General features: G+C 68.2%; 19 protein-coding genes. 12 read left to right on the top strand and 7 right to left on the bottom strand.

Translation table 11 applies throughout. From position 1 onward, the window contains the following. The first annotated feature begins 10 nt into the window (after window positions 1-10). The 9 genes from EGT29_RS04120 (at window position 11) to EGT29_RS04080 (ending at window position 9,467) form a co-directional block, all read left to right on the top strand. The gene (locus EGT29_RS04120) at window positions 11-742 is read left to right on the top strand and encodes an SDR family oxidoreductase (protein WP_124687826.1); all 732 of its coding nucleotides are present in this window, start codon (window positions 11-13) and stop codon (window positions 740-742) included. Beyond that, complete coding sequence (locus EGT29_RS04115; RefSeq protein WP_124687825.1) at window positions 733-1,314, top strand: HAD-IIIA family hydrolase; 582 nt, start codon at window positions 733-735, stop codon at window positions 1,312-1,314. Before EGT29_RS04120 ends, EGT29_RS04115 begins: the two co-directional genes overlap by 10 nt. After that, window positions 1,311-2,438, top strand: a complete 1,128-nt coding sequence (locus EGT29_RS04110; protein ID WP_124687824.1) for a glycosyltransferase family 9 protein — start codon at window positions 1,311-1,313, stop codon at window positions 2,436-2,438. Before EGT29_RS04115 ends, EGT29_RS04110 begins: the two co-directional genes overlap by 4 nt. A gap of 22 nt (window positions 2,439-2,460) precedes the next feature. Then, the gene (locus EGT29_RS04105; protein ID WP_124687823.1) at window positions 2,461-4,200 is read left to right on the top strand and encodes a carbamoyltransferase C-terminal domain-containing protein; all 1,740 of its coding nucleotides are present in this window, start codon (window positions 2,461-2,463) and stop codon (window positions 4,198-4,200) included. Beyond that, a complete protein-coding gene (locus tag EGT29_RS04100; RefSeq protein ID WP_238160284.1) occupies window positions 4,197-5,186 on the top strand; it encodes a glycosyltransferase family 2 protein in 990 nt (329 codons plus the stop codon). The genes EGT29_RS04105 and EGT29_RS04100 overlap by 4 nt, the downstream gene beginning before the upstream one ends. Next, the gene (locus EGT29_RS04095; protein WP_124687821.1) at window positions 5,183-6,268 is read left to right on the top strand and encodes a glycosyltransferase family 9 protein; all 1,086 of its coding nucleotides are present in this window, start codon (window positions 5,183-5,185) and stop codon (window positions 6,266-6,268) included. Before EGT29_RS04100 ends, EGT29_RS04095 begins: the two co-directional genes overlap by 4 nt. Continuing rightward, window positions 6,261-7,262: a glycosyltransferase family 4 protein gene (locus EGT29_RS04090; RefSeq protein ID WP_124687820.1), complete on the top strand. Its 1,002-nt coding sequence runs from the start codon at window positions 6,261-6,263 to the stop codon at window positions 7,260-7,262. The genes EGT29_RS04095 and EGT29_RS04090 overlap by 8 nt, the downstream gene beginning before the upstream one ends. Further along, complete coding sequence (locus EGT29_RS04085; protein WP_124687819.1) at window positions 7,259-8,275, top strand: UDP-glucuronic acid decarboxylase family protein; 1,017 nt, start codon at window positions 7,259-7,261, stop codon at window positions 8,273-8,275. The genes EGT29_RS04090 and EGT29_RS04085 overlap by 4 nt, the downstream gene beginning before the upstream one ends. An 82-nt stretch (window positions 8,276-8,357) precedes the next feature. Beyond that, window positions 8,358-9,467, top strand: a complete 1,110-nt coding sequence (locus EGT29_RS04080) for a sensor histidine kinase (RefSeq protein WP_161567692.1) — start codon at window positions 8,358-8,360, stop codon at window positions 9,465-9,467. Window positions 9,468-9,483: 16 nt separating this feature from the next. Here EGT29_RS04080 and EGT29_RS04075 read toward each other — a convergent pair whose 3' ends face one another. Beyond that, window positions 9,484-9,813: a hypothetical protein gene (locus EGT29_RS04075; protein ID WP_124687817.1), complete on the bottom strand. Its 330-nt coding sequence runs from the start codon at window positions 9,811-9,813 to the stop codon at window positions 9,484-9,486. Between the two features lie 90 nt (window positions 9,814-9,903). On the opposite strand from EGT29_RS04075, the gene EGT29_RS04070 reads away from it, so the two are divergent. Then, window positions 9,904-11,052, top strand: a complete 1,149-nt coding sequence (locus tag EGT29_RS04070; protein WP_238160283.1) for a glycosyltransferase family 1 protein — start codon at window positions 9,904-9,906, stop codon at window positions 11,050-11,052. Between the two features lie 40 nt (window positions 11,053-11,092). Here EGT29_RS04070 and EGT29_RS04065 read toward each other — a convergent pair whose 3' ends face one another. From EGT29_RS04065 to EGT29_RS04050, 4 genes are all read right to left on the bottom strand, one after another. Further along, window positions 11,093-12,199: a glycosyltransferase gene (locus EGT29_RS04065; protein ID WP_124687816.1), complete on the bottom strand. Its 1,107-nt coding sequence runs from the start codon at window positions 12,197-12,199 to the stop codon at window positions 11,093-11,095. A gap of 108 nt (window positions 12,200-12,307) precedes the next feature. Next, window positions 12,308-13,513 (bottom strand): MFS transporter, encoded by a 1,206-nt coding sequence (locus tag EGT29_RS04060; RefSeq protein ID WP_124687815.1) that lies wholly within the window; start codon window positions 13,511-13,513, stop codon window positions 12,308-12,310. Window positions 13,514-13,558: 45 nt separating this feature from the next. After that, window positions 13,559-15,118: an EAL domain-containing protein gene (locus tag EGT29_RS04055; protein WP_124687814.1), complete on the bottom strand. Its 1,560-nt coding sequence runs from the start codon at window positions 15,116-15,118 to the stop codon at window positions 13,559-13,561. A 59-nt stretch (window positions 15,119-15,177) separates the two neighbouring features. After that, window positions 15,178-16,665 carry an AMP nucleosidase gene (locus tag EGT29_RS04050; RefSeq protein WP_124687813.1) on the bottom strand — a complete coding sequence of 496 codons (1,488 nt, stop codon included), beginning with the start codon at window positions 16,663-16,665 and terminating at the stop codon, window positions 15,178-15,180. Window positions 16,666-16,765: 100 nt separating this feature from the next. On the opposite strand from EGT29_RS04050, the gene crcB reads away from it, so the two are divergent. Both crcB and EGT29_RS04040 read left to right on the top strand, forming a co-directional pair. Further along, a complete protein-coding gene (gene crcB, locus EGT29_RS04045; protein WP_124687812.1) occupies window positions 16,766-17,149 on the top strand; it encodes a fluoride efflux transporter CrcB in 384 nt (127 codons plus the stop codon). A 19-nt stretch (window positions 17,150-17,168) separates the two neighbouring features. After that, the gene (locus EGT29_RS04040; RefSeq protein ID WP_124687811.1) at window positions 17,169-17,501 is read left to right on the top strand and encodes a DUF190 domain-containing protein; all 333 of its coding nucleotides are present in this window, start codon (window positions 17,169-17,171) and stop codon (window positions 17,499-17,501) included. Between the two features lie 61 nt (window positions 17,502-17,562). Here EGT29_RS04040 and EGT29_RS04035 read toward each other — a convergent pair whose 3' ends face one another. Both EGT29_RS04035 and ssb read right to left on the bottom strand, forming a co-directional pair. Next, window positions 17,563-17,961, bottom strand: coding sequence for a VOC family protein (locus EGT29_RS04035; RefSeq protein WP_124687810.1), 399 nt, complete (start codon window positions 17,959-17,961; stop codon window positions 17,563-17,565). A gap of 21 nt (window positions 17,962-17,982) precedes the next feature. Continuing rightward, on the bottom strand, window positions 17,983-18,480 hold the full coding sequence (gene ssb, locus EGT29_RS04030; protein WP_124687809.1) for a single-stranded DNA-binding protein: 498 nt from the start codon (window positions 18,478-18,480) through the stop codon (window positions 17,983-17,985). Between the last annotated feature and the right edge of the window lie 107 nt (window positions 18,481-18,587).

Here is an 18,587-nt window from a genome sequence, read left to right as displayed (position 1 = left end):
GGAGAAAAGCATGACATCCCGGACACCCACGAGCATGGCAGGCAGGACGGTACTGGTGACAGGCGGCGGGCAGGGACTGGGCGCGGCCATCTGCCAGGAATTGGCGGCCGATGGGGCCCGCGTTCTGATCGGCGACGTCGACGAAGGCAAGGCGCATGCGATGGCCCGGCGCATCGGCGCGCACACCGATGCGATCGGCTTCGACGTGGGCAACGAGAGCGACGTGCGGGCCGCCATCGACCGCGCCATCTCGCGCTTCGGGCATCTGGACGCCGTCGTCAACAATGCCGCCGTCGACCTGACCGTGCCCATCGACGAACTGGGGCTGGCCGACTGGGACCGCATCCTGCGCACCAACCTGACCGGCCCCTTCCTGATATCCCGGCATGCGTGCGCCCACATGAAGGAGCGCGGACACGGGCACATCGTCAACATCGCCTCGACCGCTTCCAAGCGCGCCTGGCCCAACGCCGCCGTCTACCACGCCACCAAATGGGGCCTCCTGGGCCTGTCGCACGCCCTGCACGCCGAACTTCGCCCCCACGGCATCAAGGTCTCGGCGGTCGTGGCCGGCGGCATGCGCACGCCCTTCCTGCTGGACCGCTTTCCCGACATCGATGCCGACACGCTCCAGGACCCGGGCAACGTGGCGCGCACCGTGCGCTTCGTCCTGCTGCAACCCGACGAGACCGTCATCCCCGAAGTGATGGTGCTGCCGATGCGAGAAACGTCATGGCCCTGAAACCGGCGGTATTCCTGGACAAGGACGGCACGCTGCTGGTGAACGACGCCTACAACGTCGATCCGGCGCGGATGCGCTTCGACCGGGGCGTGGAAACGGGCCTGCGGCGCCTGGGAGGCACGAACGCGCCCATGGTCGTCGTCACGAACCAGCCCGGCGTCGCGCTCGGACTGTTCGAGGAAGAAGCGCTGATAGGCGTGCACCTGCAACTCGCGCGCATGTTCGAGGGCGCCCATGCCAGGCTGCACGGGTTCTACTACTGCCCCCACCTGGCGCGTGGCGTGCGCCGTCCCTATGCCCTGCCCTGCACCTGTCGCAAGCCCCAGCCCGGACTGCTGCGCCAGGCCGCGCGCGACCTCGGCCTGGACCTGGAGCGGTCCTGGTTCATCGGCGACATCCTGGACGACGTGGAGGCCGGCCGCCGCGCGGGCTGCCGCACCGTGCTGCTGAACAACGGCCATGAAACCGAATGGGTACGGGGTCCGTTCCGCGAGCCCGACTACATCGTGGATGGCTTCGAACAGGCGGCCACCATCGTGGCGGTGGCGCTGCGCGCCAGGGAGGTGGCATGAGTGCCCTCGCGCAGCGGCCGGACGACGCGCCCGTGACCTCGGGCTGGGACCGCGCCACGAACATACTCTGCGTCAGGCTGGACAACCTGGGCGACGTGCTGATGACCACGCCGGCGCTGCGCGCGCTGAAGCACTCGGCGGCCGGCCGGCGCATCACGCTGCTGTGCTCGCCGGCCGGCGCGCGCCTGGCTCCGCACCTGCCCAGCGTGGACGCGGCGATCGCCTACGACGCGCCGTGGGTGAAGAACCTGCGGACGGCCGATCCGGCCCCGGACCTGGCCATGATCGAGCAGTTGCGCGCCGGCGGCTTCGATGCGGCGGCGATCTTCACCGTGTACAGCCAGAGCGCTTTGCCCGCCGCCCTGATGTGCAGGCTGGCCGGCATCCCGCGCGTGCTTGCCCATGCCCGCGAGAACCCGTACCAGTTGCTATCGGACTGGACGAAGGACGATGTTCCCATGGATGGCGGGCGCCACGAGACCCGGCGCCAGCTCGACCTGGTGGCGTCGATCGGCGCCCGGCCGCCGGCCGAGGGACTGGAGTTCGCCGTGCGGCCGGCCGACCGTGAAGCGATGCGGGGAAAACTCGCCGCCCGCGGCATCGCCGACTTGGCCTCCTGCATCGTGGTCCACCCGGGCGCCAGCGCGCCGTCCCGGCGCTATCCGCCCGAACTGTTCGCCCGCGTGGTCCGCGAGCTGTCCGCCACCGCGCCGGTCGTACTGACCGGAGACGCCGGAGAACGGCCGCTGGCCGAACACGTCGACGTCCTGGCGGGCCGGTGCGCGACCGACATGGCCGGTGAATTGAGCCTGGGGGAACTGGGTGCGCTGCTGGCCGACGCGGCTGTGCTGGTCTCGAACAACAGCGGGCCGGTGCACCTGGCGGCGGCCGTCGGCACGCCGGTGGCCGACCTGTATGCGCTGACCAATCCTCAGCACGCGCCCTGGGGCGTCGAACACCGGCTGCTGAACCGCGACGTGCCCTGCAAGTACTGCTATCGCAGCGTCTGCCCGGAAGGCCACCACGCCTGCCTGGCGGGCGTCGACCCCGCCGTCGTGGTCCAGGCCGCGCACGAACTGCTGGCCTGGCGGCGCCGCGCGTGCGCCGCCACGCAGGCCGCCTGAACACCCCTCAAGGAGCCCGCCCATGTACACACTGGGAATCAACGCGGTCTACCACGACTGCTCCGCGACGCTGGTACGCGACGGCGTGGTGCTGGCAGCGGCGGAAGAAGAGCGTTTCACCCACGTCAAGCACGGCAAGCGGCCAGTACCGTTCACGACCTGGCAACTGCCTTTCCACGCCATCGACTATTGCCTGGCGCAGGCCGGCATCGACCTCCCGCAGGTCGACCACTTCGCCTATTCGTACGACCCGTCCCTGCTGTTGCAGGAACAGGCCGTGGATGGGCACATCACGCTGCCGCTGGAGCCCTCGCGCGGCGGCAGCCCCACGGCGACGACCTCGCCCTGGGACCCGCTGTTCCTGTCGTATGTGGTCAACGCCCCCCGCCAATTGGCCGATGGCGCTCCGCATCATCTCCAGGAGCGCTTCCGCGGCGCTACGTCCAGCGACATCCAGCGGCGCTGGCATTTCGTCGAGCATCACCTGGCGCACGAAGCCAGCGCGTTCCTGGCCGCCCCCTTCGACGATGCCGCGGTCCTGACCATGGACGGCCGGGGCGAGCGCGCCACCACCAGCTACGGACACTATTCCGGTGGCGCCTACCGGCGCATCAAGCAAATCGATCTTCCCCATTCGCTGGGCCTGCTGTACGAGGAAGTCACCCGTCACCTGGGCTTCCTGCACTCCTCCGACGAATACAAGGTGATGGCTCTGGCGTCCTTCGGCGAACCACGCCACGCGGACTTCTTCGAGGAAATCATGCGCGTGGGCGACGATGGCGGCTATACCGTGTCGCCGCTATCGCTTGTGCAGCGCTTCGGCCCGGCGCGGCGCCGCGGCGGCCCGCTGGAAGAGCATCACTACGATCTCGCCCGGTCCTTGCAGTTCGCCCTGGAGCAGACGGTGGAGCGCATGGCGCGCTGGCTGCATCGCGAAACGGGTTCGCCCAATCTTTGCATGGCCGGCGGCGTCGCGCTGAACTGCGTCATGAATGCGCGCCTGCGCGAGCGCGGTCCCTTTCGCGAGGTCTGGGTGCAGCCGGCCGCAGGAGACTCCGGCACCTCGTTGGGCGCGGCGCTCTGGGTGAACAGCCAGCAGCGCGCGGGGCAAGAGCGCCGCTGGAGCATGGAGCATGCCTTCCTGGGCCCGGAATTCGGCGACGACGAGATCGAGGCCTTCCTGCAACGTTCGAAGCTGGCCTACCGCAGGCCGGCGGACATCGCCGAGGCCACGGCGGAACTGCTGGCGCAGGACAGGATCGTGGGATGGTTCCAGGGCCGCATGGAATTCGGGCCGCGCGCCCTGGGCGCACGGTCCATCCTGGCCTCGCCCATCGATCCGGGCATGCAGTCCCGGCTCAACGAGATCAAGGACCGCGAGGACTTCCGCCCGGTGGCGCCGGTCGTCATGGAAGAACGCGCCCGGGACTGGTTCGCCACGTCGCGCCCCGGCCCCATCGTCGCCCCGTTCATGCTGTTCGTCTTCGACGTGCTGGCGGACAAGGCCGATCGCATCCCGGCCGTGCGCCACACCGATGGCACCGCGCGGGTGCAGACGGTGCGCCGCGACCAGCACCCGCTGTACTACGACCTGCTCGCCGCGTTCGAGCGCCGCACGGGCGTACCGGTACTGGTGAACACCTCCTTCAACACGCGGGGCGAACCCGTCGTGTGCACGCCGCGCGACGCGATCGAATGTTTCTGGACGTCCCCGCTCGACGCACTCGCCATCGGTTCCTTCCTGTTGGAGAAATCGGCATGAGCACCCCTCCGGCCCTGCTGGTTTCGGTGGTCGTGCCGACCTACCGACGGCCGCGCATGCTGCGACGCTGCCTGCGGGCGCTGACCTGGCAGGACGTCGATCCCCGGCGCTTCGAACTCCTGGTGGTCGATGACGGCCCGGATCGCGAGACCCGCCGCGTGGTCGAAACGCTGGCCCGGGAACATGCCGCGCGCGGGTTGAGCGTGCGCTACCTCGACGCCGAAGGCACGCAAGGCCCCTCCGGCGCACGCAACCGGGGTTGGGAAGAGGCGCGGGCGCCCATCGTCGCCTTCACCGACGACGACACGATTCCCACGCCGTCGTGGCTGCGCCGCGGCCTGGACGCGATGACCGACGGCGTCGATGCCGTCGTCGGCCGGATACGCGTGCCGCTGCCGGACCGGCCGCGCGACCATGAGCGGGATACCGGTGGACTGGAACACGCGGAATTCGCCACCGCCAACTGCCTGGTGCGCAAGCGGGCGCTGGTCGCCGTGGGTGGCTTCGACGAGCGGTTCACGCTGGCCTGGCGCGAGGACTCCGACCTGCAGTTCACGCTGCTGGCGCACGGGCGCCGGATCGCGCGGGCCGAGGACGCCATCGTGCTGCATCCGGTCAGGCCGGCGCCCGTCGGCGTCAGCGTGGGCCAGCAGCGCAAGGTGTTTTTCGACGCCTTGCTCTACAAGAAGCATCCGCTGCTGTACCGGGCCCGCATACGCCGCCGCCCTCCCTGGAACTACTTCGCCATCGTCGCCGCCGCGCTGGCCACCGTGGCGGGCGCCGCGGCCGATCTTCCATGGCTGGCATGGTGCGGGTTGGCGGTCTGGTCGGCCCTGACCCTGCACTTCTTCCTTGCCCGGCTGCGCGGCGCCTCGCTCGCGCCGTCGCACGTGGTCGAGATGCTGGTCACATCGGTGCTGATCCCCCCGCTTTCGCTGTTCTGGAGGCTGCGCGGTGCATGGCACTTCAAGGCGAGATTCCTATGACCGGCACACCGGGCTCCCATCCCCTGTGGCAACCCGAACCCGGCAGCATCGCCGTGTTCCGCGCCCTGCAACTGGGCGACATGCTATGCGCCGTACCGGCGCTGCGAGCCTTGCGCGCACGCTTTCCCCGAGCCCGGATCACCCTGGTCGGCCTGGCGGGCGCGCGGGGATTCCAGCAACGCTTCGCCCGCCATGTCGACGAACTGGCCGTCTTTCCCGGACTGGACGGGCTGCCGGAACAGCCCGCCCGCGCGGACGCGCTGCCCGCCTTCTTCGACTGGGCCCGGGCGCAGCGCTTCGACGTCGCCCTGCAAATGCACGGCAGCGGCCGTCTGACCAACGACATCGTGCGACGCCTGGGCGCGGCGCGCATCGCCGGCTTCCAGCCCGAGCGAGAGCACGGCCTGGAACGCGACGCGTGGTGGATGCCCTGGCCTGACCACCTGCCCGAGGTCGAACGCTACCTGGCCTTGATGCGCTTCCTGGACGTACCCTGCCCGGACGCCGCGCTGGAGTTTCCGCTGACAGACGAGGACAGGCAGGCGGCTGCCCGGTTGGCCGAGCGGGAAGGACTCCGGCCGGACCGCACGGTGCTGGTCCATCCCGGCGCCCGCCTGTCCTCGCGCCGCTGGCCGGCCGAACGCTACGCGGCCGTGGCCTCGGCGGTCGCCCGGGCGGGCTTCGACGTGGCGTTGACCGGAAGCGGCGAAGAACGCGCGCTGACGCGCCGGGTCGGACGCCTGGCCGGTACCCCGCTGCGCGACCTGGCGGGCCGCACGGACCTGGGCGCGCTGGCGGCCATGCTCGAACGATGCCGCCTGCTGATCTGCAACGACACCGGCGTCTCCCATGTCGCGGCGGCGATGCGCACCCCCAGCGTGGTGATCGCCAGCGGCAGCGACGTGCACCGCTGGGCGCCGGCCGACCACGCGCGGCACGTGGTGCTCTGGCATGACGTTGCCTGCCGGCCCTGCGCCTACCCCGATTGCCCGATCGGCCATCCGTGCGCCCTCGGGATCAAGGCCTCGGACGTGATCCGCCAGGCCGAACGCATGCTTTGCAAGGAGCCCAGCCATGCCTGACACCCTCGCGCGACCATTGCGCATCCTGACCTGGCACGTACACGGCAACTATCTTTATTACCTCACCCAGGTGCCGCACGAGTTCCATGTCGTCACGCGCCCGGGCGGCGGGCCGGGCTACGCGCCGCTGGGACACGGTCTGCCCTGGGGCCGCAACGTCCACGAAGTGTCCGCCAGCAAGGTACGCGACATGCGCTTCGACTGCGTGCTGTACCAATCCAAGCAGGCCTACCTGGAGGATCGCGGGCAGTTGCTGACGGCCGCGCAGCGCCAGCTGCCGCAGATTTATCTGGAACACGATCCGCCGCAGCTGCATCCCACCAACACGGTGCACTGGTTCCAGGAGCCTCGCGGCACACTGGTCCACGTCACCCCGTTCAACGCCCTGATGTGGGACAGCGGTTGCACGCCCGCGCGCGTGGTCGAGCATGGCGTGCGGCTGCCCCCCGACATCGAGTATCAGGGCACGACACCGCGCGGCATCGTCGTGGTGAATCACCTGAAGCGGCGCGGCCGGCGCCTGGGGGCCGATGTCTACGACGCGCTGCGCGCCCGCGTGCCGCTGGACCTGGCCGGCATGGACGCGCAGTCGCTGGGCGGCCTGGGAGAGGTGCCCAACCTGGAGCTGCCCGCGCTCGTGGCCCGCTACCGCTTCTTCTTCAACCCCATCCGCTACACCAGCCTGGGGCTGGCGGTAATCGAGGCCATGATGGCGGGCGTGCCCGTCATCGGCCTGGCCACCACCGAGATGAGCACCGTGATCGAGAACGGCGCCAACGGCTATGTGGACACCCGCCTGGACTGCCTGGCCGATGTCATGCACGAGCTGCTGGCCGACCCCGAACTGGCCCGCACCTGGGGCCAGGAGGCGCGCCTGAGGGCCTTGCAGCGTTTCGGCATCGACCGCTTCGTGCGCGACTGGATGGACGTCTTCGCGCAAGCGACGCGCACGACCGCGGACCTGGCCGCCCAACCCGAGGAGATGCCATCATGAGCCCGCTTCTGCCACGCCGCATCGTCGTCACAGGCGGTGCCGGCTTCCTGGGATCGCACCTGTGCACGCGGCTGATCGAAGCCGGGCACGAGGTCCTGTGCGTCGACAACTTCTATACCGGCACCAAGGCCAACATCGCCCACCTGATCGGGCATCCTTCCTTCGAGCTGCTGCGCCACGACATCACCTTCCCGCTCTACATCGAGGCCGACGAGATCTACAACCTCGCCTGCCCCGCCTCGCCGGTGCACTACCAGCACGATCCCGTGCAAACCACCAAGACCTGCGTGCATGGCTCCATCAACATGCTGGGCCTGGCCAAGCGGCTGAACGCGCGCATCCTGCAGGCCTCGACCAGCGAGGTCTACGGCGATCCGAACCGCCATCCGCAGCGCGAGGACTACTGGGGCCACGTCAATCCCAACGGGATACGGGCCTGCTACGACGAAGGCAAGCGCTGCGCGGAAACGCTGTTCGCCGATTACCAGCGCCAGTATGGGCTGCAGGTCAAGATCGCCCGCATCTTCAATACCTACGGCCCCCGTATGCGGCCCGACGACGGCCGGGTGGTATCCAATCTGATCATGCAGGCGCTGGCGGGCGAACCCATGACCCTCTACGGCGACGGCAGCCAGACCCGCTCGTTCTGCTACGTGGACGACCTGATCGACGGCCTGATGCGCCTGATGAACAGCCCCGACGATTTCCACGGTCCGGTGAACCTGGGCAACACGCACGAGACCACGGTGCTCGACATCGCCCGCACCATCCGGAGCCTGGCCGGCTCGGCGTCGGACATCGAACGGCGGCCGCTGCCCCAGGACGATCCGGTGCGGCGCTGCCCCGACATCGGCCTTGCCCGCCGCATGCTGGGCTGGGAACCGGGCACGCCGCTGGAAGAAGGATTGCGGCGCACCCTGGACGATTTCCGGCAACGATTCTTCCCGCAACGGCCGGCGCCCGCCGCCCAGCTTGTAACCAGCCTTGCTCATGCGGCCGCCAGTCCGCCCTAGGATCTACAATTCGCCGGCAAGCATGCCGGCGCCCTGCCGTGCAGCGCTATCCCACGCGTGGCCATATATGCCGGGAGGGGCTATGAGACTGGCCGACTTCATCGACGCGAACCTGGACCTGCTACTGAGCGACTGGCGCAATTTCGCCCGGCAACTGGACCTGCGGCGCTCGGCCGTGTCCGAGCATGCCCTGCAGACCTCGGCCCGCTCGCTGCTGCGCCAACTGGCCGCGGACCTGCGAGCCGGTTCCGACGGTTCCGCCCCCGGGGAACGTCCGGCCGGCGCCATTCGCCAGGCCCACGTCCATGCCCGCAACCGGCTGCGAGCCGGCTTCACGCTGACCGAGATGGTGTCCGAGTTCTGCGCGCTGCGCGCCAACATCCTGGAGCGCTGGGTGCGGGAAACCGGCGAGATGGGCGCCGAGGCCTGCGACGACCTGGTCCGCTTCAACCAGGCGCTGGACCAGGCCCTGAGGGAGTCGATCTCCCGGTACTCGGCCGGCCTGGAACGGGCCCGCGACCTGTTCGTCGGCATCCTGGCCCATGACCTCAGGACCCCGCTGGGCGCCATCGCCATGTCGGCCCAGGCCCTCATGCTGGCCGACGAGCTTCCCGACCGCTGCCGCGAGGCCGCCACGCGGATCGGCCATAGCGGCTCGCGCATGCAGCGCATGATCGACGACCTGCTGGATTTCACCCGCACCCGCCTGGGTAGTCCGCTTCCGCTGGCGCTCTCGCGCAGCGACCTGGAAGACATCTGCGCGCGGGCCCTGGACGAGATCCGGGCCGTGCATCCGGAACAGACCTTCGTGCTGGAATGCCAGGGACGGCTGGCCGGCCGCTGGGACGCCAACCGCCTCGCCCAGTTGCTGGCCAACCTGCTGGGCAACGCGGTCCAGCACGGCTATGCCGACCGCCCGGTCGCGCTGCGGGTGCGGCGTGGCGAGGACGGCGTGATCGCCGAAGTCCACAACCACGGGGCTCCCATCCCGCCCCACATGCGGCACCAGATCTTCGACCCGCTGATGCGGGGGCCGCGCCACGGCATCGAGCGGCGCCGCGCGGGCCTGGGGCTGGGCCTTTACATCGCCCGGCAGATCGCGGTGGCCCACCAGGGCACGCTGACTGTCGCGTCCTCCGAATCGGGCACCACTTTCACCTTGTGGCTGCCCGACGATCCGTCCCCCGACTGACCGGCGCCAGCGGCGATCAGCTCCGGTTGTCCGTCTCCGGAGCCTCGGGCGTCTGCCGGCCCGGATCGGCGGCGGTTTCGCGGTCGACCCCGACAGGCAGCCCGATGCGAGACGGCATGCTGTTGGGATCCACCGGATGGTTGCCCACGGTGCGCTCGCGCTTGGCGCCGCCGGACTGCCCGCCCCGTTCGTCGGGCGGGATGCCGGCGTGCTCCTGCTTTTCGTGCTCGGGCAGTTCGGTCAGCTCGGCACCGGGATCTTCGTTGCCGGTCTCGTCCACCGCGGCTTCGGGAAGATTCGAGGGCGTGGACGCCTCGGGTTTGTCGCGCCTGGGATCGATGGGCATGGTGGCCTCCTTCGTGTCTGGCGGGCTAGACAGCAATATGCGTGCCTGTCCTTGTCTATACTGCGCCCTGGCGTTTCACGAGCACGTAGCATGACAGACCCTTTCTCGTCCTTGGCCGGCGCCTGGTCCAGGTTGGTGGTGGGCATCTCCACTACCAAGGCCGAACCGGCGCTGCGGCCCCACAAGGACGGCATCGGAACGTATACGGCGGCGCTTTTCGACCATCTTTCCCATCATGACTGCCGTCCGGTCGGCTACGCTTGGCCCGGTGGGCGTACCCGGCCAGTACTCGTGCACGGCAGTTATTTGCCGCACTCATACGGGCTGCTGACCGCGGGCCAGATGCTCGGCCTCGTGCGCCCCGTCAAACTGGGCGTGGATGTTTTCCACTGCACCGACCACATGGCATTCAGGACGACATGCCCGAGCGTCATCACCCTGCACGACGCCGCTCCGCTCAGTCACCCGGAATGGGCGTCTCCACGCCTGCGGATGCTGCGCAACCTGCTGCTGGCGCGGGCGGGAAGGCTCGGCGACGCATATATCGCGATCTCTCAGGCCGCGGTCGCCGAGCTTGTTGCCCATTTCGGGGTCGATGAACGAAAAATCCATGTCGTGCCCAATGGCATCGATCCCGTCTGGTTCGAGGCAGGAGACTCGGATGAACGCTACGCCCGGTTGCGCTCCAGGTTGGCGTTGCGAGGACGCCATTTTCTTTTCGTCGGAACACTGCAACCTCGCAAGAATGTCGATCGCATTCTAGACGCCTATCTTCTGCTGCCTGCCGCCTTGCGATGCGAACACCAGTTGCTGATCGTAGGACGGCCGGGCTGGCGCAGCGAGACGACCATCGCGCGCCTCCAGTCCATGCGCGACGAAGGAGTGATATGGCTGAACGACCTGCAGGACGACGGCGACGTGCGTGCCCTGTATCGCCACGCCGAAGCCCTGGTTTTCCCCTCGCTGCACGAGGGCTTCGGCCTGCCCGTGCTGGAAGCATTCGCGAGCGGCACCCCGGTGGTGACCTCCAATACCACCTCGCTGCCCGAAGTGGCCGGCGATGCCGCAATCCTGGTGACTCCCGAGAATACCGGCGAAATAGCGTCCGCCATGCAAGACCTGATCCGCTCTCCAAGCATCCGAGCCCAATGCGTGGCTCGCGGCCTGCGGCGATCACGGCAGTTTTCACTGGACCGCACCGCCTCGAGAACGGCCGAAGTCTATCGAAGCGTGATGTGAAGCATGCGCCGCTGTCCTGGGCGGGCGAACACGGAACCGGCTACCGGCCCAGCACTTCCCGGTAGCACCTGGCATAGCCACGCACCATGGCGTCCTCGGTGAATAACTCCAGGTAGCGGGCTCGGGCATTCCTGCCCCAAAGTCTCGCCTGCTCAGGATCGTTCCAGAAAAGGTCCATGGCCTCTCCCAAAGCTCGCGGATCCCGCGGCGGAACCACGAGGCCCGTTTCCTGGTGCAGGTTGACGAAACTCGTACCCGTACCAATTTCGCACGAGATCATCGGCAGGCCTTGCTGGGCGGCCTCCGCCAGGGCAAGACCAAAAGCTTCGGTGCGGACGTGCGATGGAAACACAAAACCGCTGGCAGCCGCCAGCACATCGGATTTTTCTTCGTCGCCGAGCAGGCCGAGGAAATGCACATTCTTCAACCCCAGAGCACGCGCGCGAGCCTCGAGCGCGGCACGTTCGGCGCCATCACCGATCAACGCCAGCGGGTAGTCGCGCCCCACCTGCGCTTCGAGCAGAAAGTCCAGACCCTTGTAGTACCGAGGCACGCCCAGGAAGGCGAAAAACCTTTCGCCGATCTGCTGGCGCCAGCGCCAGATGGCTTCCTGGTCTCGCGGCTTCACTATCGCAATGCCGCAGGGCACCACCTCTACCTTGTCCCGCCACTGCTGAAGCACCTCGCTGCTGGCGACGTAGTTCGGCGAAGTCGCGACGATACGCACCATGCGTGCAAGATGACGGTCTCGAAGCGGTCTGTAGAACTTCAACAACTGCGCTTGCTTGACGATGTCTGAGTGGTAGGTCATGACCGCCGGTGTCTCGACACCCGACATGAGATAGGCCAGGTCTCCAAAAGGCCACGGAAAATGAAAGTGCAGCAGATCGGCCCAGGCGGCTTCACGCCGGAAATTCACCAGGAACTGCAGCGACATCCCTGTGGACGCGACGTCCAGATTCCTGGTGTAGCGATGGATGGAGTACCCCGACGCATCGGCATCGATCATCTTTCCTCTTGGCGACAGCGTCAGGACCCGGCTCTCGATGCCCTGCGCCATACCTCGTGACGCAAGACTGTGGATGGCCTGCTCGATTCCACCGTAGGCATCGGGAAAGTAGATCTTGAAAATATGAAGAACACGCATAGCAAGGCGGATGGGCTTGAAGCGACTTTGATTCTAACCTCCCGGGCCGGAACTGCCGAGACGAACAGACGTGGCTGAACGCCTTACCTCCACCTATTGAAACAACCTTCAGGTCTTGCGCCAGTACAGCAGCGTCAGCAGCCCGATGCACGCGGCCAGCACCGCGGCCATGGTGCCGAACGCGCCGGTTACCGTGAAGGCCTCCGAGAACGAGCCGACCAGCAGATAGCCGAAAGGCATGGTGCCGTTGTAGGCCATGCCGTAAAGGCCGACCAGCGCGCCGCGCACGGATTCCGGGCAGCGGCGCTGGATGGTGGCGTTGGTCGAGGTGGCCGAGAAGCTCAGGCAGAAGCCCAGCAGCACGAAGGCCACGCCGCTGACGGCGCTGCTCCAGCTGATGGACAGCAGCGCCATCGCCACGCAGGCGATCCAGGGCGCGAACCGGAGCAGGTTGGCGGTGCGCGAGGCGATGGAGGACGACAGGACCACGGCGGCGGCCAGCGCGCCCATGCCGGCGCAGGCGAAGAAAACGCCGGTGTATCGGGCGGCGTCGTGGAAGACCCGGTCCGCCAGCAGCGGCACCAGCGTCTGGTAGCTGCCCGCCAGCAGGCCCATGCAGGCCAGGATGGACAGATACTTGGCGGTGAAGCGGTCGTCCAGCACATAGACCAGCGCATTGCGCAGGCCCCCGCGATCATGCGAAGGCGACGCGGCCGCCGCCGCGCGGCGCGGCATCGATCGCACGCACCAGGCCATGAACACCAGCGCGGCGGCATAGGTCAGGAAGGCTGCGGCCTGGCCGAACATGGGATAGATGATGGCGGCCATGCTCGGCCCCACCATGCGCCCCACGTTGTAGACCATGGTGTTCATGGCGATGGCGTTGGGCAGCAGCGCCGGGTCTTCCAGGCCGGTCAGCAGCAGCACCTGGCGGGACGGCGTCTCGATCGCGTTCAGCACGCCGGCGCACAGCGCCAGCCCCAGAATGATGGGCAGGGTCAGCCAGTGCAGCAGCGACAGCACCGCCAGGATGCAGGCCACGGTCATCGACGAATAAAGGACGCCGAGCGTCGAGCGGCGCGCGTTGGCCGCATTGACCCGCGCCCCCGCCAGGGGCGCGATCACCAGCTGCGGCCCATACAACAGGAAATTGAGCAGGGCCAGCACGGCGGCCGATCCCGACAGGTGGTAGACGACCAGGTTGAGCGTGACGTTCTGCGTCCAGCTCCCCAGCACCGATACCCCCTGCCCCATCAGGTAGCGCCGCATCGTGGGTTCGGACAATGCGGGAAACACGCGTTCGAGCTGCAGCATGGGACGGGGCGGCGTAAGTGTGGCGGGACGACCCTGGATGTTAGCTTACGGCGCGCCGTGGAACGCATCCACCCAGGCCCGCAGGGCCTCGATGGGCATGGGTCGGGCATACAGGAAGCCCTGCGCATAGTGCACGCCCTGGGCGGCAAGATAGTCGAGCTGCTCGCGCGTCTCCACGCCTTCCGCGGTCAGCTCCACCCCCAGCCGCGAAGCCAGCCCGATGATCATCTCCAGCACCGAGGCATTGATCGCATCCGTGCCGATGGCCGACACGAAGCCGCGGTCTATCTTCAGATAATCGACCGGGAACCGTTCCAGGTAGGCCAGCGAGCTGTGGCCCGTGCCGAAGTCGTCGATGGCCAGCTTCACGCCGCTGGCGCTGAGCACCCCCATGTGCTCGTAGACCTGCTCGATGGGGGGCAGGGGCTCGCGCTCGGTGATCTCCAGCACGAAATCCGCCGCCCCCGAACCGACCACTTTGCGCAGCCGGGCAACGTCGTCGACGATGCCCGGCTCCACCAGATGGCTGGCGGTGACGTTCAGGCCCACGCGGAATAGCGGCCCCATCGGACAGCGGCGCAGGTCGCGCCCCACCAGCTTGAACAGGTGCCGGGTCAGCGGAATCGCCAGGCCGCTGGACTCGGCCACGGCGAAGAACAGGTCCGGGCGTACGGCCCCCTGCCCGGGACGAAACCAGCGCATCAGCGCCTCGGCGCCCGCGCACGACCCGTCGCGCAGGTCGATGACGGGCTGATAGTGGACCTCGAACTCGCCCCGCCGCATGCCGCGCCGGATCGCGGCCACCAGCGAGAACCGGTACTTCAGGAAGTGGTGGCACAGATAGCCCAGCAGCAGGGCCAGCAGCACGACGAAGGGCGCGTAGCTGCCCGCCAGGCGCTTCCGGTATTCGGCCAGCAGGGCCGCATCCGCCAGGGAGCGCACCCGGAATGGATAGATCGTCGACACCACGTCCTGCACGAAATAGGCGCCGGGAGGCGGGACACCGACCCGCCGGCCCGCCAGCCCATGCCGGCCATCCAGGGCCTCGATGCCGATCCGGTAGCGGCCGGTGCCGCCGACGGCGTCCAGCAGATCCCGCAAGTAGCGGCCATCCACCGTGACGATGACACCGTCGCCGGCCTGGTCCAGGCGGATCGCCATCACCGCGGGCCGGTCCGGGACCATGGGCGTGCCGGGGACGAAATGAAAGGACCGCCCCGGCGGCACCTCGCCGTCCGGCAGCAGTTGCGCCAGCGGCAGCGTGAAGGATTCCGTGATCGAGGAACAATAGAGCACGCGGTGCCGCACCAGGACGATGGCGCGGAAATACGGCTGGAAGGCCGCCTCGCGCAGCGTGGCGTCGGCCTCGGCACAGGACTTGCCGGCCTGCGGCGCCATCTCGGCGGCCAGCCTGTCGGCCTCGGCGAAAATGGCATCGGCCTGGCGCATCACCACTTCGGCGGCGCCGCGCGCGTCATGGCGCGCCAGCAGGCTGGCCTGCAGATAGACAAAGGGTACCGCCACTCCCAGCGGCAACGCGGCGGCGGCCGCCACCAGCAGCCACCTCAGCCACCAACGCTTGTCGTGCCGTCCCTCGGTCGTCACGCCCCCCCCTTCACGCCCGGATCATGGGTCGCATCCTACCGTGCGGGCGGCACGCCCCGCTACTGGAACGCGGTCTCCAGGAAGCTGCGCAGCTTGCGCGAATGCAGCCGCTCGGGCGGCATCTTGCTCAGGATCTCCAGCGCCCGCAGCCCGATGTCCAGGTGCTGGCCCACCTGCCGGCGATAGAAGGCGCTGGCCATTCCCGGCAGCTTCAGTTCGCCGTGCAGGGGCTTGTCCGACACGCACAGCAGGGTGCCGTAGGGCACGCGGAAGCGAAAACCGTTGGCCGCGATGGTGGCCGACTCCATGTCCAGGGCAATGGCGCGCGATTGCGAGAAGCGCTGCACCGGCTCCAGGTGCTCGCGCAGTTCCCAGTTGCGATTGTCTATGGTCGCCACCGTGCCGGTGCGCATGATGCGCTTGAGCTCCCAGCCGGACAGTCCGGCCACTTCCTCCACCGCCTGCTCCAGCGCCACCTGCACCTCGGCCAGCGGCGGTATCGGCACCCAGGTCGGCAGGTCCGCATCCAGCACGTGGTCGTCGCGCACGTAGCCGTGCGCCAGCACGTAGTCGCCCAGCCGCTGCGAGGCCCGCAGCCCGGCACAATGTCCCAGCATCAGCCAGGCATGCGGACGCAGCACCGCGATATGGTCGGTGATGGTCTTGGCGTTGGACGGCCCCACGCCGATGTTGACCAGGGTGATGCCCGAATGTCCTTCGCGCACCAGGTGATAGGCGGGCATCTGCGGCAGCCGCGACATCGGCGCCGCCGGGTCCGGCACCGGATCGCCCGCGCGGGTGACGCGGTTGCCCGGCTCGACCAGCGCGTCGTAGTGGCCCTGCGCCACCAGCGTACGCGCGCGCAGGCAGAACTCGTCCACGTAGAACTGGTAGTTGGTGAACAACACGAAATTCTGGAAATGCGAGGGTGCGGTGGCGGTGTAGTGCTGCAGGCGATGCAGCGAGTAATCGATGCGCGGCGCGGTGAACGGCGCCAGCGGCTGCGGCCCGTCCGGCGGGTGGCGGTGGCTGCCGTTGACGATGGCATCGTCCGTGACCGCGAGATCGGGCGTATCGAACAGGTCCCGCAGGGGCCGCTTCAACGCCTCGATGTCCTCGCCCTCGACATAGATGCCGTCGGGAAACGCGAAATGCAGCGCGATGGGCACGTCGGATTCGCCGATCTCCACCGCGACGCCATGGTTGGCCATCAACTGGCGGAGCTGCTCGGTCAGATAGGAGCGGAACAGCTTGGGCTTGGTGACGGTGGTCTGATAGACGCCGGGCTCGGCCACGTGTCCATACGACAGGCGCGAGTCGACCTCGTCGTAGGTGTCCACGCGTATCCTGATGAACGGATAGCAGGCGCGGATCCGGCCGGGCGAGGACGCCTGCGTGGCGACCACTTCGCGGAAGCTGTCGCACAGGAAGGCGGTATTGCGCGTGTAGATGTCGATCAGGCGCTGGACGGCCGCGTCGGGATCACGGAAGGATTCGGCGGGCCAGGGAGCAGGATGGCGAAGAAGGACACTGGCGGGCGGGGTCATGATCGGCTTTGAGGAAGGGCTTGGCATAGCTTAGCCTACCGCGGCCTGGCCGGTCCGCCGCGCTCGTACTACACTAGCCCGCCTTAGCAAGGAGTCCCTCATGCTGCTCGCGGTAATCGCGATCGCCGTCGGCGCCGCCATCGGGGCGCTGCTGCGCTGGGTATTGGGGCTGGGCCTGAACGCCCTGCTGCCGGCCATGCCGCCGGGCACCCTGGCCGCCAATCTCATCGGCGCCTACATCATCGGCCTGGCCGTGGCCTATTTCGCCGGCAACCCCGCCCTGCCGCCCCATTGGCGGCTGTTGATCATCACCGGCTTCTGCGGCGGCCTGACCACCTTTTCCACCTTCTCGGCCGAACTGGTCGCCCTGATCCAGCAGCAGCGGCTGGGCTGGGTGGCCGCGACCATCCTGGTCCACGTGGGCGGCTCCGTCGCGATGACCCTGCTCGGCATCGCCACCTACGCCGGATTGCGGCAGTCCTGACCCCGCAAGGAGACACACCGTGAACGGCTTCCAACTGACCTTCTTCACCCAGCAGGACCGGCGCCACGGCGGCCAGCCCCTGGCCCACTGGCTGCTGGCTTTCGCCAAGGCGCAGGGCGCGCTGGGCGGCACCCTGGTGGCCGCCGGCGAAAGCTTCGGGCACACCGGCCGCTTCCACTCGGCACGCTTCTTCGAGCTGGCGGACCAGCCGGTCGAGGTGTCGATCGCGGTCGATGCGCCGACCTGCGACCGGCTGCTGGCGGCGCTGGCCAAGGAACCGATCGACCTGTTCTACGTGAAGCAGCCGGTGGAGTTCGGGCGGGTGGGCGCCCAGGCGCCGGCGGCGGGCTGAAACGATCGGATCATTTGCAAAAAAACCCCGCCGGCTCGGACGGGGTTTGGCTAGGGCCTGTTCAGGCCGCCGTGCTGATGACAGCCTCGATGCGGTTGCCTTCGGGGTCGACCACGAACGCCGCGTAGTAGGCCGGACCGTAGCGCGGCCGCGGCCCCGGCGCGCCATTGTCGGCGCCCCCGTGGCGCAGGGCCGCCTCGTGGAAACGGTCGACGGCATCCCGGCTGGGCGCGGAAAAGGCGAGATGGAACCCCGGTCCCGGCACGCTCTCTCTTTTCGAGCATTGCTTGAGCGCGAACTTGTCGCCCCCTCCGGGAAGGCCGTACCCGACGGCGTGCCGGTCGGGATCGCCGTCGAAGTCCGTCCAGACACGCTCATAGCCCAGAGGCCCGAGTACCGCGTCGTAAAAACCGGCGGCGGTACGCAGGTCGGCCACGCCGAAAGAAAGATGGTGGAGCATCGAGGCGGATGGGCGTACCCGTCAGAACGGGATGTCGTCGTCCATGTCGGCGAAGTTCGGCGCCGAGCTCGACTGCGAGGCCGGACGCTGCTGGCCGCCGCCACCGCTGGCCGGGCGGTTGGACTGGCGCGGGGCCGGCGCGGAATCGCCATAGCCGCCTTCGCCACCACCGCCGCCGCCTTCGCGGCCGCCCAGCATCTGCATCTGGTCGGCGACGATCTCGGTCGTATATTTATCGGCGCCAGTGTCCTTGTCCTGCCACTTGCGGGTCTTCAGGCGGCCCTCCACGTACACCGAACGGCCCTTCTTCAGGTATTCGCCGGCGATCTCGGCCAGGCGGTTGTAGAACACCACGCGGTGCCACTCGGTTTCCTCGCGGCGTTCGCCCGAGTTCTTGTCCTTCCATTGGGACGTGGTGGCGATGGACACGTTGCAGATCGCGGCGCCATCGGGCGTGTAGCGAACTTCGGGGTCGCGGCCCAGGTTGCCGACCAGGATGACTTTGTTGACGGATGCCATTACCACACTCCTATTGACTGTATTCACCGGCCCGCAGCGAGGCGGAGGGATTGTAGCCACCCCCGCCCGGCGCGGCCACGGGCCACAAGAAAAAAAACATCATTGGT

The sequence above is a fragment of the Pigmentiphaga sp. H8 genome, from assembly GCF_003854895.1.
Taxonomy (GTDB): Bacteria; Pseudomonadota; Gammaproteobacteria; order Burkholderiales; family Burkholderiaceae_B; genus Pigmentiphaga.
The sequence above is the reverse complement of the archived record's forward strand: the minus strand, read 5'-3'. Positions and strand labels throughout refer to the sequence as shown.